We start from the raw sequence: 24,935 nt of genomic DNA, 5'->3' as shown, positions 1-24,935 counted from the left end.
GAAAGTTCAGGCTTTTTCATTTGCATAATGCACTGACCGGGAGGGGTGAGAAGCCTCGACAGGGTTCGACAAAACGCATTGCGTTTTGGACCGCCAAAGGCGGCCCGCAGGGTGAGCGCAGCGAATCAAGCCCTCCCTCACCGCCATATTTTAAAGAGAAAGCCTGAGCGAAAGTTCAGGCTTTTTCGTTTGCATAGCGCACCGACCGGGAGGGGTGAGAAGCCTCGACAGGGTTCGACAAAACGCATTGCGTTTTGGACCGCCAAAGGCGGCCCGCAGGGTGAGCGCAGCGAATCAAGCCCTCCCTCACCGCCATATTCTAAAGAGAAAGCCTGAGCGAAAGTTCAGGCTTTTTCGTTTGCATAGCGCACCGACCGGGAGGGGTGAGAAGCCTCGACAGGGTTCGACAAAACGCATTGCGTTTTGGACCGCCAAAGGCGGCCCGCAGGGTGAGCGCAGCGAATCAAGCCCTCCCTCACCGCCATATTTTAAAGAGAAAGCCTGAGCGAAAGTTCAGGCTTTTTTGTTGTCCGCAATCCACCGCTCAGTGATGGGTTCGCCCCATTACCGCCTGCGGCCGCGCCAATGCGCGGCGCCAGTCGCCCGGCGTTTGGCCGAACTGGCGTTTGAAGCTGCGGTTAAACGACTGTTGCGAATCGAAACCCAGCGAGATCGCCACGCTGACAATCGGCTCGCCGCTGTTGGCCAACCGCTCAGCAGATACCTTCAGCTTCTGCATGCGGATGTACTCCCCTAACGCATAGCCGGTCTGGCGTTTGAACATGCGCTGCAGGTGCCATTTGGAGTAGCCTGCGCGGTCCGCCACCCTGTTGATATCCAGCTTCTCTTCCAGATTGTTGTCAATCCACTCGATCAAATCAGTAATAAAACCCGTAGTGTTCATGGTGACGCTCCCATCTTGCCGGCAGGTATGCCCGCTGCCCAATGCACATACGTTGCAGCAGTTTCACATTAAATGCAATTTTTATTATTGCATTTAATGAATGGCCGCTTCTATAATTCATCCAATTAATGTAACCGATATTGATACATTAATGTGACAGCAATATGTTTCAAAACCTAAACGCTGCGACGAAGACCGATGCAGCCGCTCTGCCGCCGAACGCAGGCCAGGGACGTTACCCGGATAACAGGGCCGGGTGTATGGCCTGCCTTCGCTTACTTATCGGAAATAAAAATAATGCCAAGCCAGCCAAACTCATTGTTCAACGCCAGCGGCCGCGTGCGCGCCGCCGTTCTGGGCCAGCGCCTTTCAGGGGTGGCGCTGCTGGTCGCGCTGCTCGCCGGGTGCGACAACAGCGTGGCCCATAACGCCGCCCCGCCGCCGCCGGCGGTCAGCGCAGCAAATGTGGTGATCAAACCGATCAGCCAATGGGACGCTTTCAACGGCCGGATCGAAGCGGTGCAGAGCGTGCAGCTGCGGCCGCGGGTTTCCGGCTATATCGACCGGGTCAATTACACCGAAGGCGACGAGGTGAAAAAAGGCCAGGTGCTGTTCACCATCGACGATCGCACCTACCGCGCCGCCCGTGAACAAGCGCAGGCGCAGCTGGTGCTGGCGCGCAATCAGGCCGCATTGGCGCGCAGCGAATCCTCGCGCACCGAGAAGCTGATAGGTTCTCAGGCCATCTCCAGAGAGGTATGGGAACAGCGCCGCTCCTCCGCCGCGCAGGCGCAGAGCAATGTCATGGCCGCCCAGGCGCAGCTCGATATGGCGCAGTTGAATCTGGACTTTACCCGGGTAATCGCCCCCATCGATGGCCGCGCCAGCCGCGCGATGATCACCGCCGGCAACCTGGTGACCGCCGGCGACAGCGCCAGCGTGCTCACCACGCTGGTGTCGCTCGACAAGGTCTACGTTTACTTCGACGTGGACGAAGCCACCTTCCTGCGCTACCAGCAACAAGGCCAACGCACTGCCCGGCTGCCGGTAAAGGTTGGGCTGGTGGGTGAAGACGGTTATCCGCATCAGGGCCTGGTGGACTTTACCGACAACCAGCTGAACGCCGGTACCGGCACCATCCGCATGCGCGCCCTGCTCGACAATCCCGAGCGCCGCTTCACGCCGGGGTTGTTCGCTCGGGTACAGATGCCCGGCAGCGCCGCGTTCAACGCCATGTTGATTGACGACAAATCGGTGATGACCGACCAGGACCGCAAGTTCGTGTACATCGTCGATAAAGACGGCAAAGCGCAGCGCCGCGATATCCAGGTGGGCCGCGTGGCCGAAGGGCTGCGCATCGTACAAAAAGGGCTGTCTGCGGGCGATCGGGTGATCGTCGACGGCATGCAGAAGGTATTTATGCCGGGCATGCCGGTCGATGCGAAAACCGTCGCCATGGCCGCCAATACCGCCGCACTCAACTAAGCCTCCAGCAGAGAACCCTGACCCATGGACTTTTCCCGTTTTTTCATCGACCGGCCGATTTTCGCCGCGGTCCTGTCGATCCTGATTTTTGTCGGTGGGGTGATCGCCATCCCGCTGCTGCCCATCAGCGAGTACCCGGACGTGGTACCGCCCAGCGTGCAGGTGCGCGCCGAATACCCGGGCGCCAACCCGAAGGAGATCGCTGAAACGGTGGCCACGCCGCTGGAAGAAGCGATCAACGGCGTCGAAAACATGATGTACATGAAATCGGTGGCCGGTTCCGACGGCGTACTGGTGACCACCGTGACCTTCCGCCCGGGCACCGATCCCGATCAGGCACAGGTGCAGGTGCAAAACCGCGTGGCGCAGGCCGAGGCGCGCCTGCCGGAAGACGTGCGCCGCCAGGGCATCACCACCCAAAAGCAATCGCCGGCGCTGACGCTGGTGGTGCACCTGGTGTCGCCTTCCGGCAAGTATGATTCGCTGTATCTGCGCAACTACGCCACCCTGAAGGTCAAGGATGAGCTGGCTCGCCTGCCGGGCGTCGGCCAGGTGCAGATCTTCGGCGCCGGCGAGTATGCGATGCGCATTTGGCTGGATCCGAACAAAGTCGCAGCACGCGGGCTGACCGCTTCCGACGTGGTCAGCGCCATGCAGGAACAGAACGTACAGGTTTCCGCCGGCCAGCTGGGCGCCGAACCTATGCCGACCCGCAGTGATTATCTGCTGTCGATCAACGCGCGGGGCCGCCTGCAGACCGAGGAGGAGTTCGGCGATATCATCCTCAAGAGCGGCGACAACGGCGAGATAGTGCGGCTGCGCGACGTGGCGCGCATCGAAATGGGCTCCGGCAGTTACGCGCTGCGCGCCCAGCTCAACAACAAGGATGCGGTAGGCATCGGTATTTTCCAGGCGCCGGGCGCCAACGCCATCGCGCTGTCGGATGCAGTGCGCGGCAAGATGGCAGAACTGGCCACCCGTTTCCCGGACGGCATGAGCTGGAAATCCCCTTATGATCCCACGGTATTCGTGCGCGATTCGATCCGCGCAGTGGTGGATACCCTGCTCGAAGCGGTGATCCTGGTGGTGCTGGTGGTGATTCTGTTCCTGCAAACCTGGCGCGCCTCGATCATCCCACTGCTGGCGGTGCCTATTTCCATCGTCGGCACCTTCGCCGCGCTGTACCTGCTCGGGTTCTCGCTCAATACGCTGAGCCTGTTCGGACTGGTGTTGGCGATCGGTATCGTGGTGGACGACGCCATCGTGGTGGTGGAAAACGTCGAACGCAATATCGAAGAAGGGCTATCGCCGCTGGCGGCGGCGCATCAGGCGATGCGCGAGGTCTCCGGGCCGATTATCGCCATCGCCGTGGTGCTGTGCGCGGTGTTCGTGCCGATGGCGTTCCTGTCCGGCGTCACCGGCCAATTCTACAAGCAGTTCGCCGTCACCATCGCCATTTCGACGGTGATCTCCGCCATCAACTCGCTGACCCTGTCGCCGGCGCTGGCCGCCCTGCTGCTGAAGCCGCACGGCGCGCCGAAAGATGTGCCGACGCGCCTGATCGATCGGCTGTTCGGCTGGTTGTTCCGCCCGTTCAACCGCTTCTTCGCCAGCAGCTCCCAGCGCTACCAGCGCGGAGTTTCCCGCGTGCTGGGCCGCCGCGGCGCGGTATTCGCGGTGTATCTGCTGCTGCTGTGCGCCGCCGGCGTGATGTTCAAAACCGTGCCGGGCGGCTTTATCCCCACCCAGGATAAGCTGTACCTGATCGGCGGCGTCAAGATGCCGGAAGGCGCGTCGCTGGAGCGCACCGATGCGGTGATCCGCAAAATGAGCGCCATCGGCCTGAGCGTCGAGGGCGTTACGGATGCGGTGGCCTTCCCGGGCCTGAACGCGCTGCAGTTCACCAACACGCCGAATACCGGCACGGTATTTTTCGCGTTGGAATCGCTGAGCACCCGTACCCGCAGCGCGGCGCAAATCAACGCCGAGATCAACGCGCGCATTTCGCAGATCCAGGAAGGCTTCGCCTTCTCGATCATGCCGCCGCCGATCCTCGGCATCGGCCAGGGATCCGGTTACTCGCTGTACGTGCAGGACCGCGCCGGCCTGGGCTACGGTGCGCTGCAAACGGCAGTCAATACTCTGTCTGGCGCCATCATGCAGACGCCGGGCATGGGGTTCCCGATCTCGTCTTATCAGGCCAACGTGCCGCAGCTGGATGCAAAGATCGATCGCGACAAGGCCAAGGCGCAGGGGGTGCCGCTCAACGCGCTGTTCAGCACCCTGCAGACTTACCTGGGTTCGTCCTACATCAACGACTTCAACCGCTACGGCCGCACCTGGAAGGTGATGGCGCAGGCCGACGGCCAGTTCCGCGACAGCGTCGAGGACATCGCCAACCTGCGCACCCGTAATGATAAAGGCGAAATGGTGCCGATCGGCAGCATGGTCAGCATCGGCACCACCTACGGCCCCGATCCGGTGATCCGCTATAACGGCTTCCCGGCGGCGGACCTGATTGGCGATGCCGATCCGCGCGTGCTGTCCTCTTCACAGGCGATGAGCGCACTGACGCAGATGGCCGGCAAACTGCTGCCAAACGGCATGAACATTCAGTGGACCGATCTGAGCTACCAGCAGTCGACCCAGGGCAACGCGGCGTTGGTGGTGTTCCCGGTGGCGGTGCTGCTGGCGTTTCTGGCGCTGGCGGCGCTGTATGAAAGCTGGACGCTGCCGTTGGCGGTGATCCTGATCGTGCCGATGACCATGCTTTCGGCGCTGTTCGGCGTGTGGCTGACCGGCGGCGACAACAACGTGTTTGTGCAGGTTGGGCTGGTGGTGCTGATGGGGTTGGCCTGTAAGAACGCCATCCTGATCGTCGAGTTCGCCCGCGAGCTGGAAATGCAGGGCAAAGGTATCGTCGAAGCGGCGCTGGAAGCCTGCCGCCTGCGTTTACGCCCGATAGTGATGACCTCCATCGCCTTTATCGCCGGTACCATACCGCTGATCCTGGGGCATGGCGCCGGCGCGGAAGTGCGCGGCGTTACCGGCATTACGGTGTTCTCCGGCATGTTGGGCGTGACGCTGTTCGGGCTGTTCCTGACGCCGGTGTTCTACGTCACGTTGCGGCGCATGGTTGCGCGCAAAGCACAGCAACGGCCGGCGTAATCGCCCGCTGAAATGCAAAAAGGTCGGGTTAATACCCGACCTTTTTCTTTGCGCGATGCCCACAGATTATTTGGCGGCGGCTTCCGCCTCTTGAGCCGCGGCGTATTCCGCACAGGCGCGCTTGTCGCCCCGCTCCAGTTCGGCCAGCGAATCGGCCACGGTATGGCGCGCCAGCACCTCGAGCGATGCCTGCTCCGCTTCGTTCACCACTGACTTGAAATACCAGCAGGCGTTAGCGCTCACCAGGCAACGGGCCGGCACTTCAGGGCGCGCAGCCCAGATGCGTTTGTCGTCGATCACCGCCAGATAGATGTCGCGCAGGGTGATCTGATCCGCCGGGCGGCCGAGGTGAATCGAACCGTTACGGCCCAGGGTGGAGACGATAATGCCGTCTTTGGTCAACGGCACCATCAGTTTGCGGATAAAGCTGGGGTTGGCTTCCAGACCGGCTGCGAGGATGGCGCTGGTTGAGCGCACGCCCTGCTTCTCAGCTACGGCGACGCTAAGGACCATTTGCAACGCTGTCGGAAAGCGAAAATCTAACATGTCGTTATCTCTAAGAGACGAAAATCTCGGGTTTGCCGATGTGGCTCAGCGCCATAACATCGCGCTCATATTGCACAATAATATAACAAACATGGCGGCATTTTTGAAGTTACGGCCGGTGAAATCGCACGCATACATTAGGCTGCGCGCGCTTTGCCGGGAACAAAAAAGCAGAAACCCGCGTTAATGTTAACGCCGCTCGCTTAACCGGGTTAAACGATCAGAACTAACACTATCCGCGGGTTTAATTCTCAGCTCTGCAATCAGGCTTTATTCAGCACCAGTTGGCCGCTTTTATCCAGCGGGATCTGAGTGCCGGGATCGTGATCCATACGGATTTTGCCCTGCTGATTGCCGATTTTGTAAGTCACGTCATAACCCAGCATTTTCTGCGACTTGTCGTAGACCGTTCTGCAACGCTGCTGCGTGCTGGTGCGCACGTCGTTGTTTTGCATCGCGCCCTGCACCTGGTTGCCGGCATAGCCGCCGCCCAACGCGCCAACCACGGTGGCGACATCGCGGCCGCGGCCGCCACCGAACTGGTGGCCAATCACACCGCCGGCTACCGCGCCCAGCACCGAACCGGCGATACGGTTTTCATCCTGCACCGGCGCACGGTGCGTCACTGTGACGTTGCGACACTCCTGACGCGGCGTCTTGATGGTTTCTTTAATCGGCGTTGCGGCCAGAACCTGCGCGAACTGCGGGCCGGAAGAAAAGACGTCCAGGCTAGCTACCGCGGCGATCCCCAGAGCGGCAGCGATACCAATCCCAACACCGGCTAACATTGACTTGTTCACAGGAAACCTCCTGAAAGTGTTACCACGCATTTTATCCCGGGGGACGCTACCAACATTGCACCACGCTTATTATTTTGCGTATCGGCGGCATGTGGCATCCCGGTTTACGGCGTGCGCGACGCGCCGTCTGTAAACGAGGTAAAGTCTGCACAATGTTCCGAAACCCCGCAATAAGACAAGGGGACCAAAAATGCTGGAAACCGGGCAGTCTGCCGTTGTTTAGGAGGAATCTTAAGAATTTTACCCATACGCCCCACCTTTGCTGCCGGCCAAAGCCGCTACCGCCGCCATTCTCGCAGAGGCGGGAAATAAAAAACCCACGCGGGCGAACCGGCGTGGGTTGGTGTGGCGCAGTGCGTTTTAGTGCATTTTCAGGCGCGGGCGGATCACCCGGTTAATGCCGCCCACCAGCATCATCAGGCCGGTTTTGATATAGCCGTGCAGCGCCACCTGGTGCATGCGGTACAGCGAGATGTAGACGAAGCGCGCAATGCGCCCTTCGACCATCATCGAACCGCGCATCAGGTTGCCCATCAGGCTGCCGACGGTGCTGAAGCGGGAAAGCGACACCAGCGAACCGTGGTCTTTGTACACGTAAGGCTTCAGCGTCTGGCCGTTCATCAGCGCCAGAATGTTGGTGAAGCAGCGTGAGGCCATCTGGTGCGCCGACTGAGCGCGCGGCGGCACAAAACCGCCGCCCTCTTTCGGGCAGGAGGCGCAGTCGCCGATAGCGAAAATGTTCGGATCCCGCGTGCTCTGCAAGGTCGGTTCAACCACCAGTTGGTTGATGCGGTTGGTTTCCAACCCGCCGATGTCCTTCATAAAGTCCGGCGCTTTGATGCCGGCCGCCCATACCATCAGATCGGCGTCGATAAACTCGCCGCCCTTGGTGTTCAGGCCCTTGGCGTCGGCGCTGGTGACCATGGTGTTGGTCAGCACCCGCACGCCGAGCTTGTTCAGCTCCTGGTGCGCCGCGGCGGAAATGCGCGGCGGCAGCGCCGGCAGAATGCGTTCACCGGCTTCGACCAGCGTCACGTTCAGCGCGCTGTTGTCCAGGCCTTCAAAACCGTAGCTGTGCAGCTGTTTCACCGCGTTATGCAGCTCTGCCGACAGCTCAACGCCGGTAGCGCCGCCGCCGACGATGGCGATGTTCACCCGTTCTTTCTGCCCCGGCTGCGCCGAGAACTTGAGGAACAGGTTAAGCATTTCGTTGTGGAAACGGCGCGCCTGATGCGGGTTGTCCAGGAAGATGCAGTTTTCCTTCACGCCCGGCGTACCAAAGTCGTTCGACGTGCTGCCCAGCGCCATCACCAGGATGTCGTAAGGCAGTTCGCGCGCCGGCACCAGTTCGCCGCCCTGCTCGTCGCAGATTTGCGCCAGCTGCAGCGTTTGCGTCTCGCGATTGATGTTGGTCAGCGAACCCAGCTGGAAGCTGAAGTGATGGTTGCGCGCATGCGCCAGATAGCTTAGCGCGTCCACACCGTCGTCGAGGGAACCGGTGGCGACTTCGTGCAGCAGCGGTTTCCACAGGTGGCTGTGGTTGCGGTCCACCAAGGTGATTTCCGCTTTGTTCTTGCGGCCGAGCTTGCGCCCCAGGCTGGTCGCCAGCTCCAGGCCGCCGGCGCCGCCGCCGACAATGACGATTTTTTTCTTTGGCGTTGTCAAAATAACCCCCTAAATGTGAACCAATTGTTATCCAAGGGTAAAGAAACAATATCCTTAGAATACATAGGGTTCGCGTAAAATAAACCTGCTGTCTGCAGCCAGAATAGCATGTGAGGTTATTTGGTCATACCAAAATTGACGTACATCAAATTTTTTTGGTTAAAGGGTGGACTGGGGGTATTTTTGGGGATTGCGATTCAAATAGTTAGCGCTGAGTCACAGTTTCGCATTCTGCCGATTGCCCACCATAATTCTGCCGCATGGCGAACAAAAGCCGCAGTTTATTGCCGATAAAAGCAATAATTGCGGCCCACGCCGGCGTTATAAAACTGTTAACCCAGGCTCTTGAACGCCTTGATGCGCTGCAGATGCGGCGAGATGTTTTTGAACTTGTGGGTCTGCTGCTCATCCCAGACGATTTCATAATAATGATGCAGCAACGCAGCGCTGCGCCGGCTGTCCAACACTTCATCATGGCGCGACAGCACCACCAGGCAACGATCGCGGTTTTTCTCGCGGAAGTCCTCGACGCACTTGGTGGCGATATCGCGATACTCCTCCGGCCGGTCTATCTTGCCGTGCATATGCTCTTCGGGGTACAGGTTAGGGTTGAAGATAGCCTGGCGAATGCCGCACAAAAAGCCGATACGCTCGGCCCAGAAGCCACCGAGCCCCACCCCGCAGATCAGCGGATGGCTATCCCCCTCCTGCTGCACCGCCTTGTCCACCTCTTTCAACAGATGCTGCATGTCGTGGCGCGGATGCCGGGTGCTGTAGCTGATAAAACGCACGTCCGGATCGATGAACTGCAGCTGTAACACCTTTTCATGATTGCCGGGGCTGGTGGAATCGAAGCCGTGCAAATAGATAATCATGTGGATCCTCGCAATAAGCTGAGGGTTGCGCACGCAAACCCTCATCATTTCTGCTCTGCGCCGCGTCGCGGCGCTGTGGATTCACCCCTGGAAACGCTGCTTGTGCTCCTCCCAGCGTTCGCTCAGTGCGCTCAGCGCCCGGTGCGCCTGCTGCCACCGCTCGGAATCGCGCAGCTCCTGACGGGTGAACTGACCGCGATGATATAACCGCTTAACCTTCTCCGCTTTGACCGGGGACAGGTTATCCAACACGCTCACCGCACCGGCGCGATTGTTGCACACCAGGATCATATCGCAGCCGGCGTCCAGCGCCGCCTGGCCGCGTTCGGCATAGCTGCCCATGATCGCCGCCCCTTCCATCGACAGATCGTCGGAGAAAATCACGCCGTCAAAGCCCAGTTCTTGCCGCAGAATCTGCTTCAGCCAGTAGGGTGAGCCGCTGGCCGGGCGCGGGTCCGCTTCAGTATAGATGACGTGCGCCGGCATCACCGCGTCCAGCAACTGGCGGTTGATCAACTCACGGAAAATCGCCATGTCGTGCTCGCGGATCTGCGCCAGCGGCCGCGGATCGCGCGGGGTTTCCTTGTGCGAGTCGGCGCTGACCGCGCCATGCCCCGGGAAATGTTTACCGGTGGTTTTCATCCCGGCGCTGTGCATGCCCTGGATAAACCGCTCGGCCATCGCCAGCGCCTGCTGCGGATCGCTGTGGAACGCGCGTTCGCCAATCGCGGCGCTGCCGTGGCCGATATCCAGCACCGGTGCAAAGCTGATATCGATGTCCTGCGCGATCATTTCCGCCGCCATCAGCCAGCCGGCCTCCTGCGCCAGGCGGCCGCCTTCCTGCGCGTCGTTCAGCGCGGCGAACGACTGCGCCGCCGGCAGGCGGGTAAAGCCTTCGCGGAAACGCTGCACGCGCCCGCCCTCTTGATCCACCGCCACGACCAGCCGATCGTGCGATGCCGCGCGGATCTGGCGCACCAGTTCGCGCAGCTGTTCCGCGTCGTGGAAGTTACGGGTAAACAGGATCAGCCCGCCGACCAGCGGGTGCTGTAAAATCTCACGTTCTTCGGCATCCAGCTCATAGCTGGCGACATCTAGCATTACTGGGCCCACGGCCACCTCACTTCATTATATTCATTCAGAACATGGGGATGATAAACAAAAACGCCGGCGCAGCGCCGCGCCCCAGCGTAAAAATTCGGCGTTGCCGCTTTGCCGCCAACGTACCTCGAACCACATCAACATCAGGTAGTCCACCCACGGCAGCCAGCGTTGCACCTGAGCGTGCAGGCGGCCCACGTCAGGGTAACCGCGCTGCGCATAGTCCTGCAGAAAACGCCGCTGCTGCGCCCCTGCCCAGCCATTGCTGCGAAACAGCGCGGCGATATCCAACGCCACGTCGCCATCTGCGGCATATTCCCAGTCGATCAGCCGCAGCCCGGCGGGGCCGGCGATCAGATTGCCCGGGTGAATATCCATATGCAGCGGCGCCAGCTGCAGCGGCGCGGGCGGCTCCGCCCGCATAAAATGCCGCTGCCAACGCAGCCAGGCCGGGGTCAGGCGGCGTCTGTCCAACCGCTGCCAGTAATCGGCGAACTGGCGCTGCAGGTTCAACCGGTAGCCGCTGAGCGGCCGTTGGTGCAACGCCGCTACCATCGCCGCCAGTTCACCGCGCTGATTCAGGGCCTCGAATGCGTCAATTGTGACGACGTCACCTACAAGCCATTCGAGGATAATCCATTGATTATTTTGCGCTAAAACCTGTGGCCCCAACCCTTTTCCACAGCGGCGCAACAGCCGCGCCTCGCGCTTGCGGCTGACGCCCAGGGCGTATTTTTCGGCGCTTTGCTGGCGCGCCAGCAGCCGAACGCCCTCACCGTCGATGCGCCAGCTTTCGCCGGTCAGCCCCTGCACCGGGCTGAAACGACAACCGGCGGTATTCACCGCCGGCAGCCTGTGTTCCATCAATTGTCGCAGCCCGGCCTCAGCGTTTAACGGCGCCATTGCCTGACCAGACGATTTCACCGGTTTGCACCAGCATCAGTTGCATATCCAGCGTTGGCGATTTCACGTCGCCGCTGACGTCGCTGTACAGCACGTACTGCGCGCTCACGATACGCGCCAGGCCAATGGCCTTGCTGCGCGAGCCGAAGCTGTCATCCGAAGACAGGCCCAGCGTCTGCCTGGCGCTCGCCAGCTGCGCTTCCGGCACCACGCTGAAGGTGGTATTGGACGCCAGCGCCTTATGCAGCGCGGAAGTCGCCTTCGCCGTCTGCAGCGAACCGTTGGTGTTGTTCTTTACGCTGTCCAGCAGCAGCACGCTGCCGGCGGTCACGCCGTCGGCCTTCAACATCTGACTCACCAGCGGTTGTACGCTGCCCAGCCAGTCAAGCTGCTGGATTTTTGGCGGCTGCGGCACCGGCTCGCTGGTCGGCGGTTGCGGTTGCTCCACCGTCGGCGGCGGCGTAACAGGCTCGACGGTAACCGGCGGCTGCGGCTGTTCCGGCTCAGACGGGCGCGACAAGCATCCGCTTAAGGTTAAAGCGGCCAGCGCCACCCACATATACTTTTTCATTTTTCCTCTCCAAACCAGGCAAGAGCTTACAAGAACAGATACAGACGCGCGCGTTTAGCATCCAGGTTGCCGTTGAGCGAGTAAATCTTGACCTCCGCCCCCGGGGCGACGACAACCTCTCGCGGTTCTTCGAAGGGGCGGATATCCAGCCCCTGCGCGTTGTACCAATAGAAGCGGTAATGCACGGTCACCGGCGTCGTTTGGCTGTTGCTGAGCACCGAGGCGGCCATCATCTGCCCCGAAGCGGTGGAAAGCGAGGGGGTATCAGCCAAAATGCCCGCGGTGAGCACCGACGAATCCATCACTACCGTTTGCCCTTCGTTCACCGCAATGCCGGGCGGCGAACTGCAGCCCATCAGTAACACGGCGGGCAAGGCCAGCGCCATCAGACAACGCAGGGTTTTGCTATAGCGCATGGTTTTCCTCGATTAACGTGACAGCAGCGGGCCCAGTGAACGGCCGCCGACCAGATGCATATGAATATGATAGACCTCCTGGCCGGCATGGCGATTGCAGTTAATGATCAAGCGGTAGCCGTCTTCGGCCACGCCTTCCTGTTCGGCAATCTTCGCGGCGGCGGTGATCATGCGGCCCAGCGCAGCCTCATGCTCGACGCTCACGTCATTGACGGTAGGGATCAGCACGTTCGGCACGATCAAAATGTGGGTTGGAGCCTGAGGTGAGATATCGCGGAAAGCGGTGACCAGTTCGTCCTGGTAAACCACATCAGCAGGGATTTCGCGGCGGATAATTTTACTGAAAATCGTTTCTTCGGCCATCTGGCGTTCCTTGTTCGACACAATTTGCTGTACGCAGTATGAGTGACAAATTCTACTGCTTTCAACCTGATTGCGCACTTTCCGCGTCGAATGATGCAGAATCGCTCAGCCTCGCCCGCCGCCAATGCCAATCATCTGATTTTTTTCACTTTGGTTATCCACTATTGTTGCTTTACTTGCGCCCGGCCGCCGCCAATAGTAACCCCATGATTAACAAAGGATAGAGGGCATCATGCAACTCAGAACCCTGGCGCTGGGCGCGCTGCTTTACGGCGGCGGCGCTCTGGCGGCCCCGCAGGCCACCATCGACCTGCAGGCCAACCAGCAGCCGGTACGTGCGGCGAAAAACCCCGCCGCCGCCGCGCTGATCCCGGCGGGATATCATTTTGCCGTGCCCGGCAAATTCACCGTGGCGGTAGCTTCCGAGAACTCCCCGCCGCTGGCGCTGTTCGCCGAGGACAACAAGACGCTGATCGGCAGCGATCCGGATATCGCGCGGCTGGTGGCCGACAGCCTGGGGCTGGAGCTGAACCTGGTGCCGACCTCCTGGGAGGATTGGCCCCTGGGCATCACCTCCGGCAAATATGATGCGGCTATTTTTAATATTGCCGTCACCAAGCTGCGTAAAACCAAATTCGATTTCGCCACCTATCGGGTAGACACGCTGGGCTTCTACGTAAAATCCACCAGCAAAATCACCGCGATCAACCGGCCGCAAGACGTCGCCGGGCTGCGCATCATCGTCGGCTCCGGCACCAATCAGGAGAACATCCTGCTCGGCTGGGATCGGCAGAACCGCGCGAACGGCCTGCCCCCTGTTCAACCTATCTACGTCACCGACGACGCCGCCGCCAACCTGAGCATCCAGTCCGGCCGCACCGACGCCTTCTTTGGCCCCCACTCCACCGGCGCATACAAAGCGGCGTTGACCGGCAAGACCAAAATGGTCGGCATCGGCCCAAGCGTCGCCTACGTAGCGGTGACCACCAAAAAGGACAATGGCTTGGTGAAGGCCATCAACGCCGCCATTAACGGCGTGATCGTCAGCGGCGAATACGCCAGGGTGCTGGATCGCTGGGGCGAACAGGATGAAAAGGTCGAAAGCTCGACCATCAATCCGCCGGGCATCGGCGACTAATCGCCAATCAGCTGCGGCGCGTTCAGGCGCATCCATTCGGCCAGGGAATCCAGCGTCGGCCGCAGCGTTTTACCCAACGGCGTAATCTGATACTCCACCCGCGGCGGCACTTCGGGGAACACCTGGCGCGTGACCAACCCGCGCTGCTCAAATTGGCGCAGCTGCCGCGTCAGTTCTTTTTGCGCGATCGGCGCCACCGCGCGCTGCAGCTCGCTGAAACGCACCGGGTTGTCGATCAGTATCATCCTATAGAGGATAGGTATCGCCCACTTACCCGATATCAGGTTGACAAAATCCACCATCGGGCAAGGCCCGCCAGCGCTGGGCAGCCGCGCTAAAATATTTTTCGCCGGCAACGGCGCTTGCATCGTCATTTCATCCCGCCTCGGTCTTTAGTATCCAAAAGGTGCCTACTATGCAAAGGAAACTATAGCGCAAATAATGGCGTTACCAACAGCATTGAGGAACGGGTTATGTCACGACTGAAAGGCAAATACGCATTGATCACCGGCGGCACCAGCGGCATCGGCCTGGAAACCGCACGCCAGTTTATCGCCGAAGGCGCGACGGTAGCGATCACCGGCCGTAGCCGGAACGGGCTGGCCGCCGCCGGCAAGGCGCTGGGGCCAGCGGCGTTGTTGCTGCACAGCGACGCCGGCGAGATTGCGCAACAGCACAGCCTGGCGCAGCAGCTCGGCGCCCTGTGGCCGCGGCTGGATGCGCTCTACGTCAACGCCGGCGACGTAACGCACCGCTCGCTGCAGGAGTGGGACGAGCAGAGCTATCAGCGGCTGATGGACATCAACCTTAAAGGACCGTTTTTCCTGATCCAGGCGCTGCTGCCGCTGTTGGCCAACCCGGCTTCGATCATTTTGTGCGGGTCCGTCAGCGCCCATATCGGCCTGCCGCAAAGCAGCGCCTATGCCGCCAGCAAAGCCGGGCTGCTGTCGCTGGCCAGAACGCTTTCCGGCGAGCTGCATCCGCGCGGCATTCGGGTCAACGGCCTGAGCCCAGGCCCGACCGAAACCCCGGCGCTCGGCAAGCTGGGCCTGGCGGACAGCGATGAACAGGCGCTGCGCGATCAGATCCACGCGCTGGTGCCGATCGGCCGCATGGGCACCGCACTGGAGCTGGCCAAGGCGGCGGTGTTTTTAGCTTCGGACGAATCCGCCTTTATGGTCGGCGCCGAACTGCAGATGGACGGCGGCGTGGGCAACCTCTAGTCGCTGCGTGGTGACTATTAAAATAAGGACCGCCGCGGCGGTCTTTATTTTAATCACTCAGCTCACACCCTGAATCGGATTAGCATTGAAGGTATAAACTACGATTTTCCATCCTCCCTGATGTTTTTCCAATACAAACACCTCACGATTTAAATCTATCAGGGTAGCACCGTCGCTTATTCTGGTAACCGTTGCCCCGCGATGATGATGCGTGCGAACGTAGGCCATATTGCCGTTTACGCTAACGCTGTCATAGGCGAATTCGGTTTCAAACTTCTCATTCTTAAATAAATCGTCATATTGCTGCCGGCGTTTCTCGTTGCTGTCCGCCGTCGGCTTATCGTTCCATTGTGAGTAACTTTCTTTCGCGAACAGCGACAGGATAGTTTTGGTGTCGCCGGCATTCAGCGCAGTCTGGTAGCTGTTTATCAGGTCATAGACCGCCTTTTGTTCGGCGGCGACGCCCGCATCTGCAGAAACCCGGTAACTTTGTTGTGCCGCATGGTTTTCCGCTGCCAAAACCTGGCCAAGCAAGCCTGGCCCCAACAATAACAATATAGTGATTAGCTTTTTCATATAAATACCCTTCATTGAAGTTACTTAATTAATCGTAATAGCGGGCGATTCCAAATTAATAAAAACGCTGAAATTAATTTATCCAACGGCTGACTTTATTGACAGCGGGCAAGTTTAAAAATACTCTTTTAATAATTTAAATAATGGACGTCGCCAACCATGAACGAACTGCATGCCCTGCGGGTTTTCTGCCAGGTGGTGGAAATGAAGGGATTCAGCCAGGCGGCGATCAAGATGGGGCTTTCTCCGGCCAGCGTAACCTACAGCATCAATCAGCTTGAAAAGCAGTTTCAGCAACCCCTGTTCAAACGCTCTACCCGACGCTTCTCCCTGACCAGCGCAGGTGAACGTTGCTACCGCTCGGCGCAGGAGATACTGCAACAGTTCGATCGGCTGAAAAACGATATGTCGGGAGAGTTTGAACAACCGCGCGGCCCACTGCGGGTAGAGATAGCCTCGATGCTCAGCAGTATGCACATCGCCCCCGCGCTGCCGGCATTTCTGGCGCAATATCCGCAGCTCCAGCTCAGCGTTTCGGTCAGCGATCGGCTGGTCAATCCGACGGAAGATCGCGCCGACGTGTTTATCCGCATCGGCGCCGGCAATATACCGGACATGGTCAGCCGCCAGCTGTTTCTGCCACGCTACCTGTGCTGTGCTTCACCCGAATATTTTGCCCGCTTTGGCCGCCCAGAACATCCGGAACAGCTGCTGGAACATCAGCGGTTAGGTTTTATTCGTTCAGGCGAGACGGCGGCGGATGACTGGCAGTTCATTCGCGATGAACAGCGTTATCGCCTACCGCCCAGCCCGTTGCTGAGCTTCAATCATTCCCATTCGCTGTGTGAGGTTGCCAAAAATCATCTCGGGTTGGTTTACCTGTTGGATTGCACGCTGGAAAACTACCTTCAGGCGGGCGAACTGGAGCTGGTATTACAGGATTGGGCGCCTGCGGGAGCGCCGGTCAACATTCTTTATCCACGCCTGCGGGATCAAAGCCATAAAATTCGGGTGTTTGTCGATTTCATCAGCCGGCTGTTTGCCGGTAAACCGGTCGGGCAATAGCCACCCGCCTGCTCACCCCAAACCCGGGATCGCCACGCCGAAGGTTTGCAGCAGCAGCACCATGTTGAGCAGCACTATGACCACGGTGCCGACGATGGCCGCCAGGCTGGTCCATCGGCCGTTGGCGAACTCGCCCATGATGTCGCGGCGGCGGGTGAACATCACCAGCGCAATCATCGGCGCCGGCAGCGCCAGGCTCAGCACCACCTGGCTGTAGACCAGGGCGTCGGTGGCGTTGACCCCCATCGCCACCACGATAAACGCCGGCACCATGGTCACCAGCCGGCGCACCCAGACCGGAATGCGGAAACCGACAAAGCCCTGCATGATCATCTGCCCCGCCATGGTGCCCACCACCGAGCTGGAAATGCCGGAGGCGATCAGGGAAGCCAGGAAGATCCCGGCGGCGGCTACGCCGAACAGCGGCGTCAGGGTATGGTAGGCGGTGCCTATCTCGGCAACGTCGCTGTTGCCGGCGTGGAAGGCGCTTGAGGCCATGATCACCATGGCGATGTTGACCAGCCCGGCGACAGCCAACGCGATAATCACTTCGATATTGGAAAAACGCAGCAGCTTGCGCCGCTCACCGCTGTCGCTTGCCGGGCTGCGATGCTGGGTCAGGCCCGAGTGCAGAAAAATCGCGTGCGGCATCACGGTGGCGCCGATAATGCCGACCGCAATGGTCAGCGCCTGCGCATCCGGCAGCTGCGGCGTTACCATGCCGATACCCGCCGCTTTCCAATCCACCGGCACGATGAACATTTCAACCAGGTAGCACAGCGCGATAACGCCCACCAGCCCGCCGATCATCAGCTCTACCGGGCGGAAACCCTTTTTCTCCACCATCAGCAGCGCATAGGTGATCACCGCCGTCACGCCCATGCCCGCCAGCAGCGGCATATGGAACAGCAACGCCAACGCGATGGCCCCGCCGAGGAACTCCGCCAGATCGGTAGCCATCGCCGCCACTTCACTGAGCAGCCACATGCCGATCACCACCGGACGCGAAAACTGGTCACGGCACATCTCGGCCAGATTGCGATTGGTGACGATGCCGAGCTTGGCCGACAGTGCCTGAAACAGCATGGCGATCAGGTTAGCCATCACCACCACCCACAGCAGGCTGTAGCCGTACTTGGCGCCGGCCTGAATATTGGTGGCGAAGTTGCCGGGATCCATGTAGGCGATAGAAGCAATCACCGCCGGCCCGGCGAACAGCAGCGGCGTAAAGGCGCCGCGCTTGCGCCCGGCAAGGGCTGCGCCGATAGCCAGGTTGGTTCGTTCGGTTAACGATGTGGTGGTCGCCGCATCTCGCATGATTTACCCTCAATCTTTTACTGGTTATTTTTCCACCTGCTCTACAGGCAATGTAGCATCGGCTACACTTTATGCAACAGGCAAAATAAAGTGGCTTTGTGTATAGATATTTCTGAATACCAGATTGCGGGGTATCGAATTGATAATGTGTGCTCTTTGGACTAACTTAGGGCAAACCTCTCGCAAGCGAGAGCCGACAGATTTTATGCTTAAAGGACGCCTCACCATGGTAACAAGCGCGCCAGATAACGCCGAACGCCCCACCTTCGCCGACATGCCGGACGAAGCAGAGCACGCGCTGCGTTTTACCCGCGCCCGTGAAGCGCAGTCCAATGCGTTGATCGAAGATTACGTCGAGCTGATTGCCGACCTGCTGCAAACCACCCGCGAAGCCAGAACCACCGATATCGCTCGTCGCTTTGGCGTTTCCCACCCGACGGCAATTAAAAACATCGCGCGGCTGAAAAGCGCCGGCCTGGTGGAGTCACGCCCCTACCGCGGGGTGTTTCTGACCGAAGAAGGCGAAATGCTGGCGCAGAAGGTGCGCCGCCGTCACCGGATTGTGGTCGATCTGCTGATTTGTCTGGGCGTGCCGACGGAAACGGCAGAACTGGACAGCGAGGGGATTGAGCACCATATCTCTGACGACACCCTGGCGGTGTTCGAGCAGTTCTTGCAAAAGCCTACCGCGAAGTAGCCTCACGGCCATAAAAAAGGGAGGCTTTCGCCTCCCTTGAAACTCCCCTGCCTGAATCAATGATTACGGATGTATTCGTCCATATCGGTTTTCAGGTTGTCAGATTTGGTGCCGAAGATGGCCTGCACGCCAGAGCCTGCAACCACAACGCCGGCTGCGCCCAGTTTCTTCAGGCCAGCCTGGTCAACCTTGGATACGTCGGCCACGCTGACGCGCAGACGGGTGATGCAAGCATCCAGGTTGGTGATGTTTTCTTTACCGCCGAAGGCCTGAACCAAAGCTGCGGACATTTCGGAACCGCCCTGCGCCACCTGCTCGGAAGCGGTGTCTTCACGGCCTGGCGTTTTCAGATCCAGCTTGGCGATCAGCACGCGGAAGATGGTGTAGTACACCAGACCGTAGATGATGCCGACGATAGGGAACAGCCAGATTTTGCTGCTGTTGCCGCTCAGGACGATAAAGTCGATCAAACCATGCGAGAAGCTGGTGCCGTCACGCATGCCCAACAGGATACAGATTGGGAATGCCAGGCCGGCCAGGATGGCGTGGATCGCATACAGGATCGGCGCAACGAACATGAAGGAGAATTCAATCGGTTCGGTGATCCCGGTCAGGAACGAGGTCAACGCCGCGGAGATCATGATACCGCCGACTTTAGCGCGGTTTTCCGGCTTGGCCGAATGCCAGATGGCGATAGCGGCAGCAGGCAGACCGTACATTTTGAACAGGAAGCCGCCGGACAGTTTGCCCGCGGTCGGGTCACCCGCCATGTAGCGTGGGATGTCGCCGTGGAACACCTGGCCCGCCGCGTTGGTGAACTCGCCAATCTGCATCTGGAAAGGGACGTTCCAGATGTGGTGCAGACCGAACGGCACCAGCGCACGCTCAACCACGCCGTAGATGCCGAAGGCCACTACCGGGTTCTGATAAGCCGCCCACTGTGAGAAGGTCTGGATAGCCGTCCCAATCGGCGGCCAGATGAAGGACAACACTACGCCCAGAACGATTGCCGCCAGACCGGAGATGATCGGCACGAAACGCTTACCGGCAAAGAAGCCCAGGTATTCCGGCAACTGAATGCGGAAGAAGCGGTTAAACATGTAGGCGGCGATGGCGCCGGAGATAATCCCCCCGAGCACGCCGGTATCCGCCAGGTGTTTGGCCGCGATCTCTTCGGCAGGCAGATGCAGCACCAGCGGTGCTACCACCGCCATGGTTTTCACCATGATGCCGTAAGCCACCACCGCCGCCAGCGCGGAAACGCCGTCGTTATTCGTGAAGCCGAGGGCAACGCCGATCGCGAAGATTAACGGCATGTTGGCGAAAACAGACCCGCCCGCTTCCGCCATCACGTGGGAGACTACCGCAGGTAGCCAGCTAAAGTTGGCGGAACCGACGCCCAGCAGGATACCTGCGATAGGCAATACGGACACCGGCAGCATTAGCGATTTACCTACTTTTTGCAGGTTTGCAAATGCGTTCTTGAACATAGTTGAGTGTGCTCCTGAGTAATAATGCTTTGCTACTTCTCGCGATTGTTCGCGTTGCAAGGGGGGGAGAAAAACCCCTGCAATTCAGGGTGTCTGAGCACCCCTTGAATTTATTACGCAGAGTAAAATAAATACCCCGCACAATGTTTGATGGCAATCACGTTTCAATGAACGAAGGCGGCAAATTTTCTTAAATCGCCTGTTTTTTGTCAAAACAGGCGAAAAAACGCTCGCCACATTCCCTGAAACGGCGGGGAACATTACGCGTTTCATCGATTAATTACGAGCTTAAAAAAAATTCAGCCCGCGGTGACTCCCGCTAAGCCTAGGCCAAAGATCAGAGTTCGATGTGAAATAAGCGTGAAAAATTGGCGGTGGTGGCTTCGGCCAGGCTTTCCAGGCTGACGCCCTTCAATACCGCCATGTATTCAGCCACATCGCGCACGTAGGCGGGTTGGTTTTCTTTGCCGCGGTGCGGCACCGGCGCCAGATAAGGCGAGTCGGTTTCCACCAGGATGCGATCCAGCGGCACATAGCGCGCCACCTCGCGCAGCTGTTCGGCATTGCGGAAGGTCAGGATACCGGAGAAAGAAATGTAGAAACCCAGATCCAGCAGCGCCTCGGCGGTAGCGCGGTCTTCGGTAAAACAGTGCAACACGCCGCCGCAGTCCTGCGCGTTCTCCTCGCGGAGGATCGCCAGCGTATCTTCACGCGCATCGCGAGTGTGCACGATCACCGGTTTATTCAGATCGCGGCCAATGCGGATATGTTCGCGGAACGACGCCTGCTGCAGCTCGAGGTTGTCCTTCTGATAAAAGTAATCCAGACCGGTTTCCCCCAGCGCCACCACCCGCTCATCCGCCGCCAGGCGGCGCAGTTCGGCGTAGTCGTAGCCCTCCTCGATGTTCAGCGGATGCACGCCGCAGGAGAAGGCGACGTCTTCGCGCGCGCCAATCAGCTGGGTCATGGCCTGGTAGCCCGGCAGCGTAGTGGCGACCGCCAGCACGTAACCGACATCGCGCGCTTTGGCCTTGGCCAGCGCATCGTCGACGTTTTGGTGCAGGTCTTGATAATCCAGACCGTCAAGGTGGCAATGAGAATCGACTAACAACATAATTTTTTAACTCTTTGACGTTACAGCGAATGAGGATGTGAATAGCCGGCAGCGCCCAACATCTGCTCCCAGCCCAGTAATTGTTCGGTCAGCAGCAGCTCGCGGTTGACGCCAACCACGCTGAGCAGCTGATGGCGGCAGGTCAGCCATTGCTGCACGATTTGCTGCAGCGAGCTGCTGCTCAGCCGGCTGGCCAGCTGATGCACCAACGGCTGTTGGTCCTGATTGAGCGCGTAGCCCTGTGCGCCCTGCTGCCATTTCATGGCGTCCACCAGCAATGCGCACAGCCAGTGCAGGCGTTCAGCGACGTCTTCATGGTTCAGCACCGGCAACAACGACAGCATGTCATGCTGCGGCAGTGCGGCGCTCAGCGCCGCGCACAGGGCACTGCGCTGCTGCCAGCGCTCCGGCTGCAACAAGCGCTCGGCGGCGATCGGCGCACCGTCATGCAGGCGCAACGCGGTAAGATGGTCGACCGGATCGCCCGGCGTTTGGCGGTTCAACCACTGCAGACCAAGCTGCTCGTCCGGGCTGGCCAGATGCCAGTACAGGCAACGGCTGCGCAACGTCGCCAACAGGCGTGACGGTTCGCGGCAACCGAGCAGGAAATAGGTTTTCTCCGGCGGTTCTTCCAGCGTTTTTAGCAGCGCATTGGCCGCCGCTTCGGTCAGCAGCTCCGCCTGCGCCAACCAAATCACCTTGGCGCCGCCCTGTTGGGCGTGGGAATAAAGCGTTTCAATCACCTGACGAATCGGCTCGATCCCCAGGCTGCTTTTACCCTTTTCCGGCGCCAGTACGTGGTAATCAGGATGATTGCCCGCCAGCATCAGCCGGCAGCTGTGGCATTCGCCGCAGCTCTTTTCACCGTTGCGCCGCTGGCAGATTAGCCAACGGCTCAGGCCGTAGGCCAGCGCATCGTCGCCATTGCCGGCGGCGGCATGCAACAGCAGCGCATGGTGGCCGCGGCCGGTGGCGTACTGCCCAACCAATTGGCGATAAGGGCCGTTCAACCACGGGTACCAGTTCATTACGCGCCTTCCTGCTGTTGCAGCCACTGGCGCACGCTGGCGCGAATGGCGGCCGTTACCTGCTCCAGCGGTTGCGAAGCGTCAAGGGTAACGATAGCGTCGTCCTGCGCCGCCAGCGCCAAATAGCGCTCGCGCGTGCGCTCGAAGAACGGCAGCGCCTCTTGCTCGATGCGGTCCAGCTCGCCGCGCGCGCGCGCGCGCTGCAGACCGACTCTCGGCGGCAGATCCAGATAAAGCGTCAAGTCCGGGCGGAAACTTCCCAGCACGGTATCGCGCAGCGAAGTCATCAGCTGCGGATCCACGCCGCGCCCGCCGCCCTGATAAGCCTGTGACGACAGATCGTGACGATCGCCGACCACCCAGGCGCCGCGCGCCAACGCCGGCTTGATGACGGTTTCCACCAGCTGCACCCGGGCGGCGTATAGCATCAGCACTTCCGCCTTGATGGTCGGCAGCTCGCCGTCGATGCCCCGCTTGAACAAATCGCGCAGCTTCTCCGCCAATGGCGTGCCGCCCGGCTCGCGGGTGAAGACGATATCCTCGACGCCATATTCGCGCAGCACGTTGACCACGGTGTCGCGCGCGGTGGTTTTGCCCGCGCCTTCCAGTCCTTCGATAACCACGAATTTACTTTTCATTCTTTTCCTTTAGCACCTGGCGGTAGGCGCGCACCGCCTGGTTATGGCTCGCCAGATTGGTGGTGAAGGCGTGCCCGCCCTTGCCGTCGGCGACAAAATACAGATAAGGCGTCTTGGCCGGATTGGCGGCGGCTTTCAACGAGGCCTCTCCCGGCATGGCGATCGGCGTTGGCGGCAGGCCGGCGATCACATAGGTATTGTAGGCCGTGGCGGTTTCCAGATCCTTGCGGGTGATGTTGCCATTATAGCTGTCACCCATGCCGTAAATCACCGTCGGATCGGTCTGCAGGCGCATGCCGATGCGCAGCCGGTTGACAAACACCGAGGCCACCTTGCTGCGCTCTTCCGGCACCGCGGTTTCTTTCTCGACGATCGAGGCCATGGTCAGCAGCTCTTCCGGCGTTTTATACGGCAGGCTGGTGTCGCGCTCATCCCAGGCGGCCTGCAGCGTTTTTTCCATCCGCAGGTGCGCGCGCTTCAGCAAGGCGATATCGCTCATGCCGGCGGTATACAGATAGGTATCCGGATACAGCTGCCCTTCCGGGTGGGCGCCTTCGGGCATGCCCAGCGCCGCGGCAATCTCCGCCTCGCTCTTGCCCGCCAGGGTATGTTTCAGATATTTGGACTGCTGCAGCACCTGCAGCCAGTCGCGCAGGCGCGAGCCTTCGATAAAGCGCGCGTTAAACTGGGCTTCTTTGCCGCTGGCCAGCAGCTTCAGCATCTGGCGTACCGTCATGCCCGGGGTAAAACGGTAGGTGCCGGCCTTGAATTCCGCCAGCTCCGGCTCTATCCGCAGCAACAGCGGGAACCACATGCCGTTGCGAATAAGCTTGTCGCGCACCAACAACCCTTCCAGCGCCACGCGCCCGGTGCCGGCCGGCAGTTTGAATATCGTTTCCTGCTGAATGGCCAACGGCGTATCGGCGAAGCGTTCGACCTTCTGGTAACCCCAGAACAGCAGGGCCAATGCCAGGACAACAATAATGGACAGGATCTTCAGCTTTCTTTTCTTCATCAATCAGCCATGGTTAACAGTGTGGACGTAAAAAATCATACAGTTGCCGCGAACGGTAGCGCCATAAATGCGCGGCGTTGACCGGCAGCAGCGGCATCAGCGCGTTGCTGACCAGCACCTCGTCGGCGCCGGCCAGCGTATCCGGCGGTTCGCTGACGTAATGCAGACGGTATTCAGTCCCCGCCAACAACGCGATCACCCGCCGCCGCATCAGCCCGGCGACGCCCGCCTGGCTAAGGTCCGGCGTAAATACCGCTTTTCCCTTGCGCCAGAACAAATTAGCCGCACAGCATTCCACCAGCATACCGGCAGTGTCAAGCACCAGCGCCTCGTCGGCGGCCGTCTGGTCAAGATGCGCGCGGATCAGCACCTGCTCAAGCCGGTTAAGGTGCTTCAGGCCCGCCAGCAGCGGGTTGCGCGCCAACGGCACCGGGCTGAGCGCCAGGCTGATGCCCTGCTCGCGCCATTGCAGATAATGCGCCGGATAGCCGCTGCGCGAAACGATGCGCGTGGGGTTTTCACACCCGGCCGGGCCATAGCCGCGCCCGCCGCTGCCCCGCGTCAGTATCGCTTTGACCACGCCGAGCGGGATAGATTCTGCCGCATGCGTCATCTCTTGTTCGCAGGCCGCCCAGTCGATGGCAGGCAGCATGAGGCGCTGCGCCGCCTGCTGCAAACGCTCGATGTGCCAGGGCAGCAGATCGATTTTACCGTCGATAACCCGGGCAGTGGTGAAACAGCCGTCGCCGAACTGCAGGCCGCGATCGCTCGGCGCCAGCGCATCGTGGCGTTGTCCGTTAATCCAGTACATGCTTCCTCCTGTTGCCGGCTTATTTC

General features: G+C 60.0%; 25 protein-coding genes and 3 other RNA genes. 9 read left to right on the top strand and 19 right to left on the bottom strand.

Features of this window, described 5'->3' with window-relative positions:
* Positions 1–24 precede the first annotated feature (24 nt).
* The 3 genes from KHA73_RS09685 to KHA73_RS09675 all read left to right on the top strand — a co-directional run bounded on the left by KHA73_RS09685 (position 25) and on the right by KHA73_RS09675 (position 484).
* A non-coding RNA gene (locus tag KHA73_RS09685) (RtT sRNA) lies at positions 25–146 on the top strand.
* A gap of 47 nt (positions 147–193) precedes the next feature.
* Positions 194–315: non-coding RNA, RtT sRNA (locus tag KHA73_RS09680), on the top strand.
* Positions 316–362: 47 nt separating this feature from the next.
* Positions 363–484, top strand: a non-coding RNA gene (locus KHA73_RS09675) — RtT sRNA.
* 60 nt (positions 485–544) lie between these two features.
* Here KHA73_RS09675 and KHA73_RS09670 read toward each other — a convergent pair.
* Positions 545–904 carry a helix-turn-helix domain-containing protein gene (locus KHA73_RS09670; RefSeq protein ID WP_234590555.1) on the bottom strand — a complete coding sequence of 120 codons (360 nt, stop codon included), beginning with the start codon at positions 902–904 and terminating at the stop codon, positions 545–547.
* Between the two features lie 297 nt (positions 905–1,201).
* Here KHA73_RS09670 and KHA73_RS09665 point away from each other — a divergent pair, with 297 nt between their 5' ends.
* On the top strand, positions 1,202–2,389 hold the full coding sequence (locus KHA73_RS09665) for an efflux RND transporter periplasmic adaptor subunit (protein ID WP_234590554.1): 1,188 nt from the start codon (positions 1,202–1,204) through the stop codon (positions 2,387–2,389).
* A 24-nt stretch (positions 2,390–2,413) separates the two neighbouring features.
* Positions 2,414–5,557: a multidrug efflux RND transporter permease subunit SdeB gene (gene sdeB, locus KHA73_RS09660; RefSeq protein ID WP_234590553.1), complete on the top strand. Its 3,144-nt coding sequence runs from the start codon at positions 2,414–2,416 to the stop codon at positions 5,555–5,557.
* Between the two features lie 66 nt (positions 5,558–5,623).
* Here the strand turns inward: sdeB and KHA73_RS09655 are convergent, their stop codons facing one another.
* The 9 genes from KHA73_RS09655 to hinT form a co-directional block, all read right to left on the bottom strand.
* Complete coding sequence (locus KHA73_RS09655; RefSeq protein WP_234590552.1) at positions 5,624–6,103, bottom strand: RrF2 family transcriptional regulator; 480 nt, start codon at positions 6,101–6,103, stop codon at positions 5,624–5,626.
* 263 nt (positions 6,104–6,366) lie between these two features.
* On the bottom strand, positions 6,367–6,903 hold the full coding sequence (locus tag KHA73_RS09650; RefSeq protein WP_167387242.1) for a glycine zipper 2TM domain-containing protein: 537 nt from the start codon (positions 6,901–6,903) through the stop codon (positions 6,367–6,369).
* A 360-nt stretch (positions 6,904–7,263) separates the two neighbouring features.
* A complete protein-coding gene (locus KHA73_RS09645; protein WP_234590551.1) occupies positions 7,264–8,568 on the bottom strand; it encodes an NAD(P)/FAD-dependent oxidoreductase in 1,305 nt (434 codons plus the stop codon).
* Between the two features lie 332 nt (positions 8,569–8,900).
* The gene (ycfP, locus tag KHA73_RS09640) at positions 8,901–9,443 is read right to left on the bottom strand and encodes an alpha/beta hydrolase YcfP (protein ID WP_234590550.1); all 543 of its coding nucleotides are present in this window, start codon (positions 9,441–9,443) and stop codon (positions 8,901–8,903) included.
* Positions 9,444–9,524: 81 nt separating this feature from the next.
* Positions 9,525–10,544: a beta-N-acetylhexosaminidase gene (gene nagZ / locus KHA73_RS09635; RefSeq protein WP_234590549.1), complete on the bottom strand. Its 1,020-nt coding sequence runs from the start codon at positions 10,542–10,544 to the stop codon at positions 9,525–9,527.
* A gap of 33 nt (positions 10,545–10,577) precedes the next feature.
* Positions 10,578–11,447, bottom strand: a complete 870-nt coding sequence (thiK, locus tag KHA73_RS09630; protein ID WP_234590548.1) for a thiamine kinase — start codon at positions 11,445–11,447, stop codon at positions 10,578–10,580.
* Positions 11,428–12,018: a penicillin-binding protein activator LpoB gene (lpoB, locus tag KHA73_RS09625; protein WP_234590547.1), complete on the bottom strand. Its 591-nt coding sequence runs from the start codon at positions 12,016–12,018 to the stop codon at positions 11,428–11,430. Before lpoB ends, thiK begins: the two co-directional genes overlap by 20 nt.
* 26 nt (positions 12,019–12,044) lie before the next feature.
* The gene (locus KHA73_RS09620) at positions 12,045–12,434 is read right to left on the bottom strand and encodes a YcfL family protein (RefSeq protein ID WP_234590546.1); all 390 of its coding nucleotides are present in this window, start codon (positions 12,432–12,434) and stop codon (positions 12,045–12,047) included.
* A 12-nt stretch (positions 12,435–12,446) separates the two neighbouring features.
* Entirely contained in the window at positions 12,447–12,797 is a 351-nt protein-coding gene (hinT, locus tag KHA73_RS09615) for a purine nucleoside phosphoramidase (protein WP_234590545.1), read from the bottom strand.
* Between the two features lie 232 nt (positions 12,798–13,029).
* On the opposite strand from hinT, the gene KHA73_RS09610 reads away from it, so the two are divergent.
* The gene (locus tag KHA73_RS09610) at positions 13,030–13,935 is read left to right on the top strand and encodes a transporter substrate-binding domain-containing protein (protein ID WP_234590543.1); all 906 of its coding nucleotides are present in this window, start codon (positions 13,030–13,032) and stop codon (positions 13,933–13,935) included.
* Here the strand turns inward: KHA73_RS09610 and KHA73_RS09605 are convergent.
* Entirely contained in the window at positions 13,932–14,309 is a 378-nt protein-coding gene (locus tag KHA73_RS09605; protein WP_234590541.1) for a winged helix-turn-helix transcriptional regulator, read from the bottom strand. The two genes, KHA73_RS09610 and KHA73_RS09605, sit on opposite strands and share 4 nt — an antisense overlap.
* Positions 14,310–14,408: 99 nt before the next feature.
* On the opposite strand from KHA73_RS09605, the gene KHA73_RS09600 reads away from it, so the two are divergent.
* The gene (locus KHA73_RS09600) at positions 14,409–15,158 is read left to right on the top strand and encodes an SDR family oxidoreductase (RefSeq protein WP_234590540.1); all 750 of its coding nucleotides are present in this window, start codon (positions 14,409–14,411) and stop codon (positions 15,156–15,158) included.
* 57 nt (positions 15,159–15,215) lie between these two features.
* Here KHA73_RS09600 and KHA73_RS09595 read toward each other — a convergent pair whose 3' ends face one another.
* Positions 15,216–15,734, bottom strand: coding sequence for a YybH family protein (locus tag KHA73_RS09595; protein ID WP_234590538.1), 519 nt, complete (start codon positions 15,732–15,734; stop codon positions 15,216–15,218).
* 159 nt (positions 15,735–15,893) lie between these two features.
* Between KHA73_RS09595 and KHA73_RS09590 the strand changes: the two genes are divergently transcribed.
* Entirely contained in the window at positions 15,894–16,799 is a 906-nt protein-coding gene (locus KHA73_RS09590; protein WP_234590537.1) for a LysR family transcriptional regulator, read from the top strand.
* Between the two features lie 12 nt (positions 16,800–16,811).
* Here KHA73_RS09590 and KHA73_RS09585 read toward each other — a convergent pair whose 3' ends face one another.
* Positions 16,812–18,116 carry an Nramp family divalent metal transporter gene (locus KHA73_RS09585; protein ID WP_234590535.1) on the bottom strand — a complete coding sequence of 435 codons (1,305 nt, stop codon included), beginning with the start codon at positions 18,114–18,116 and terminating at the stop codon, positions 16,812–16,814.
* Positions 18,117–18,342: 226 nt separating this feature from the next.
* On the opposite strand from KHA73_RS09585, the gene mntR reads away from it, so the two are divergent.
* Complete coding sequence (gene mntR / locus KHA73_RS09580; RefSeq protein ID WP_234590534.1) at positions 18,343–18,813, top strand: manganese-binding transcriptional regulator MntR; 471 nt, start codon at positions 18,343–18,345, stop codon at positions 18,811–18,813.
* 56 nt (positions 18,814–18,869) lie between these two features.
* On the opposite strand, the gene ptsG is transcribed toward mntR, so the two are convergent.
* The 6 genes from ptsG to pabC form a co-directional block, all read right to left on the bottom strand.
* The gene (gene ptsG, locus KHA73_RS09575; RefSeq protein ID WP_234590532.1) at positions 18,870–20,303 is read right to left on the bottom strand and encodes a PTS glucose transporter subunit IIBC; all 1,434 of its coding nucleotides are present in this window, start codon (positions 20,301–20,303) and stop codon (positions 18,870–18,872) included.
* A gap of 337 nt (positions 20,304–20,640) precedes the next feature.
* Positions 20,641–21,417 carry a metal-dependent hydrolase gene (locus KHA73_RS09570; protein ID WP_234590531.1) on the bottom strand — a complete coding sequence of 259 codons (777 nt, stop codon included), beginning with the start codon at positions 21,415–21,417 and terminating at the stop codon, positions 20,641–20,643.
* Positions 21,418–21,437: 20 nt separating this feature from the next.
* Positions 21,438–22,445: a DNA polymerase III subunit delta' gene (gene holB, locus KHA73_RS09565; protein WP_234590529.1), complete on the bottom strand. Its 1,008-nt coding sequence runs from the start codon at positions 22,443–22,445 to the stop codon at positions 21,438–21,440.
* Positions 22,445–23,083, bottom strand: a complete 639-nt coding sequence (tmk, locus tag KHA73_RS09560; protein ID WP_234590527.1) for a dTMP kinase — start codon at positions 23,081–23,083, stop codon at positions 22,445–22,447. Before tmk ends, holB begins: the two co-directional genes overlap by 1 nt.
* Positions 23,073–24,098 carry an endolytic transglycosylase MltG gene (gene mltG, locus KHA73_RS09555; RefSeq protein WP_234590526.1) on the bottom strand — a complete coding sequence of 342 codons (1,026 nt, stop codon included), beginning with the start codon at positions 24,096–24,098 and terminating at the stop codon, positions 23,073–23,075. The genes tmk and mltG overlap by 11 nt, the downstream gene beginning before the upstream one ends.
* Before the next feature lie 13 nt (positions 24,099–24,111).
* Positions 24,112–24,909: an aminodeoxychorismate lyase gene (pabC, locus tag KHA73_RS09550; protein WP_234590525.1), complete on the bottom strand. Its 798-nt coding sequence runs from the start codon at positions 24,907–24,909 to the stop codon at positions 24,112–24,114.
* Positions 24,910–24,935: the final 26 nt, after the last annotated feature.

The sequence above is a fragment of the Serratia entomophila genome (assembly GCF_021462285.1).
Taxonomy (GTDB): Bacteria; Pseudomonadota; Gammaproteobacteria; order Enterobacterales; family Enterobacteriaceae; genus Serratia; species Serratia entomophila.
The sequence above is the reverse complement of the archived record's forward strand: the minus strand, read 5'-3'. Positions and strand labels throughout refer to the sequence as shown.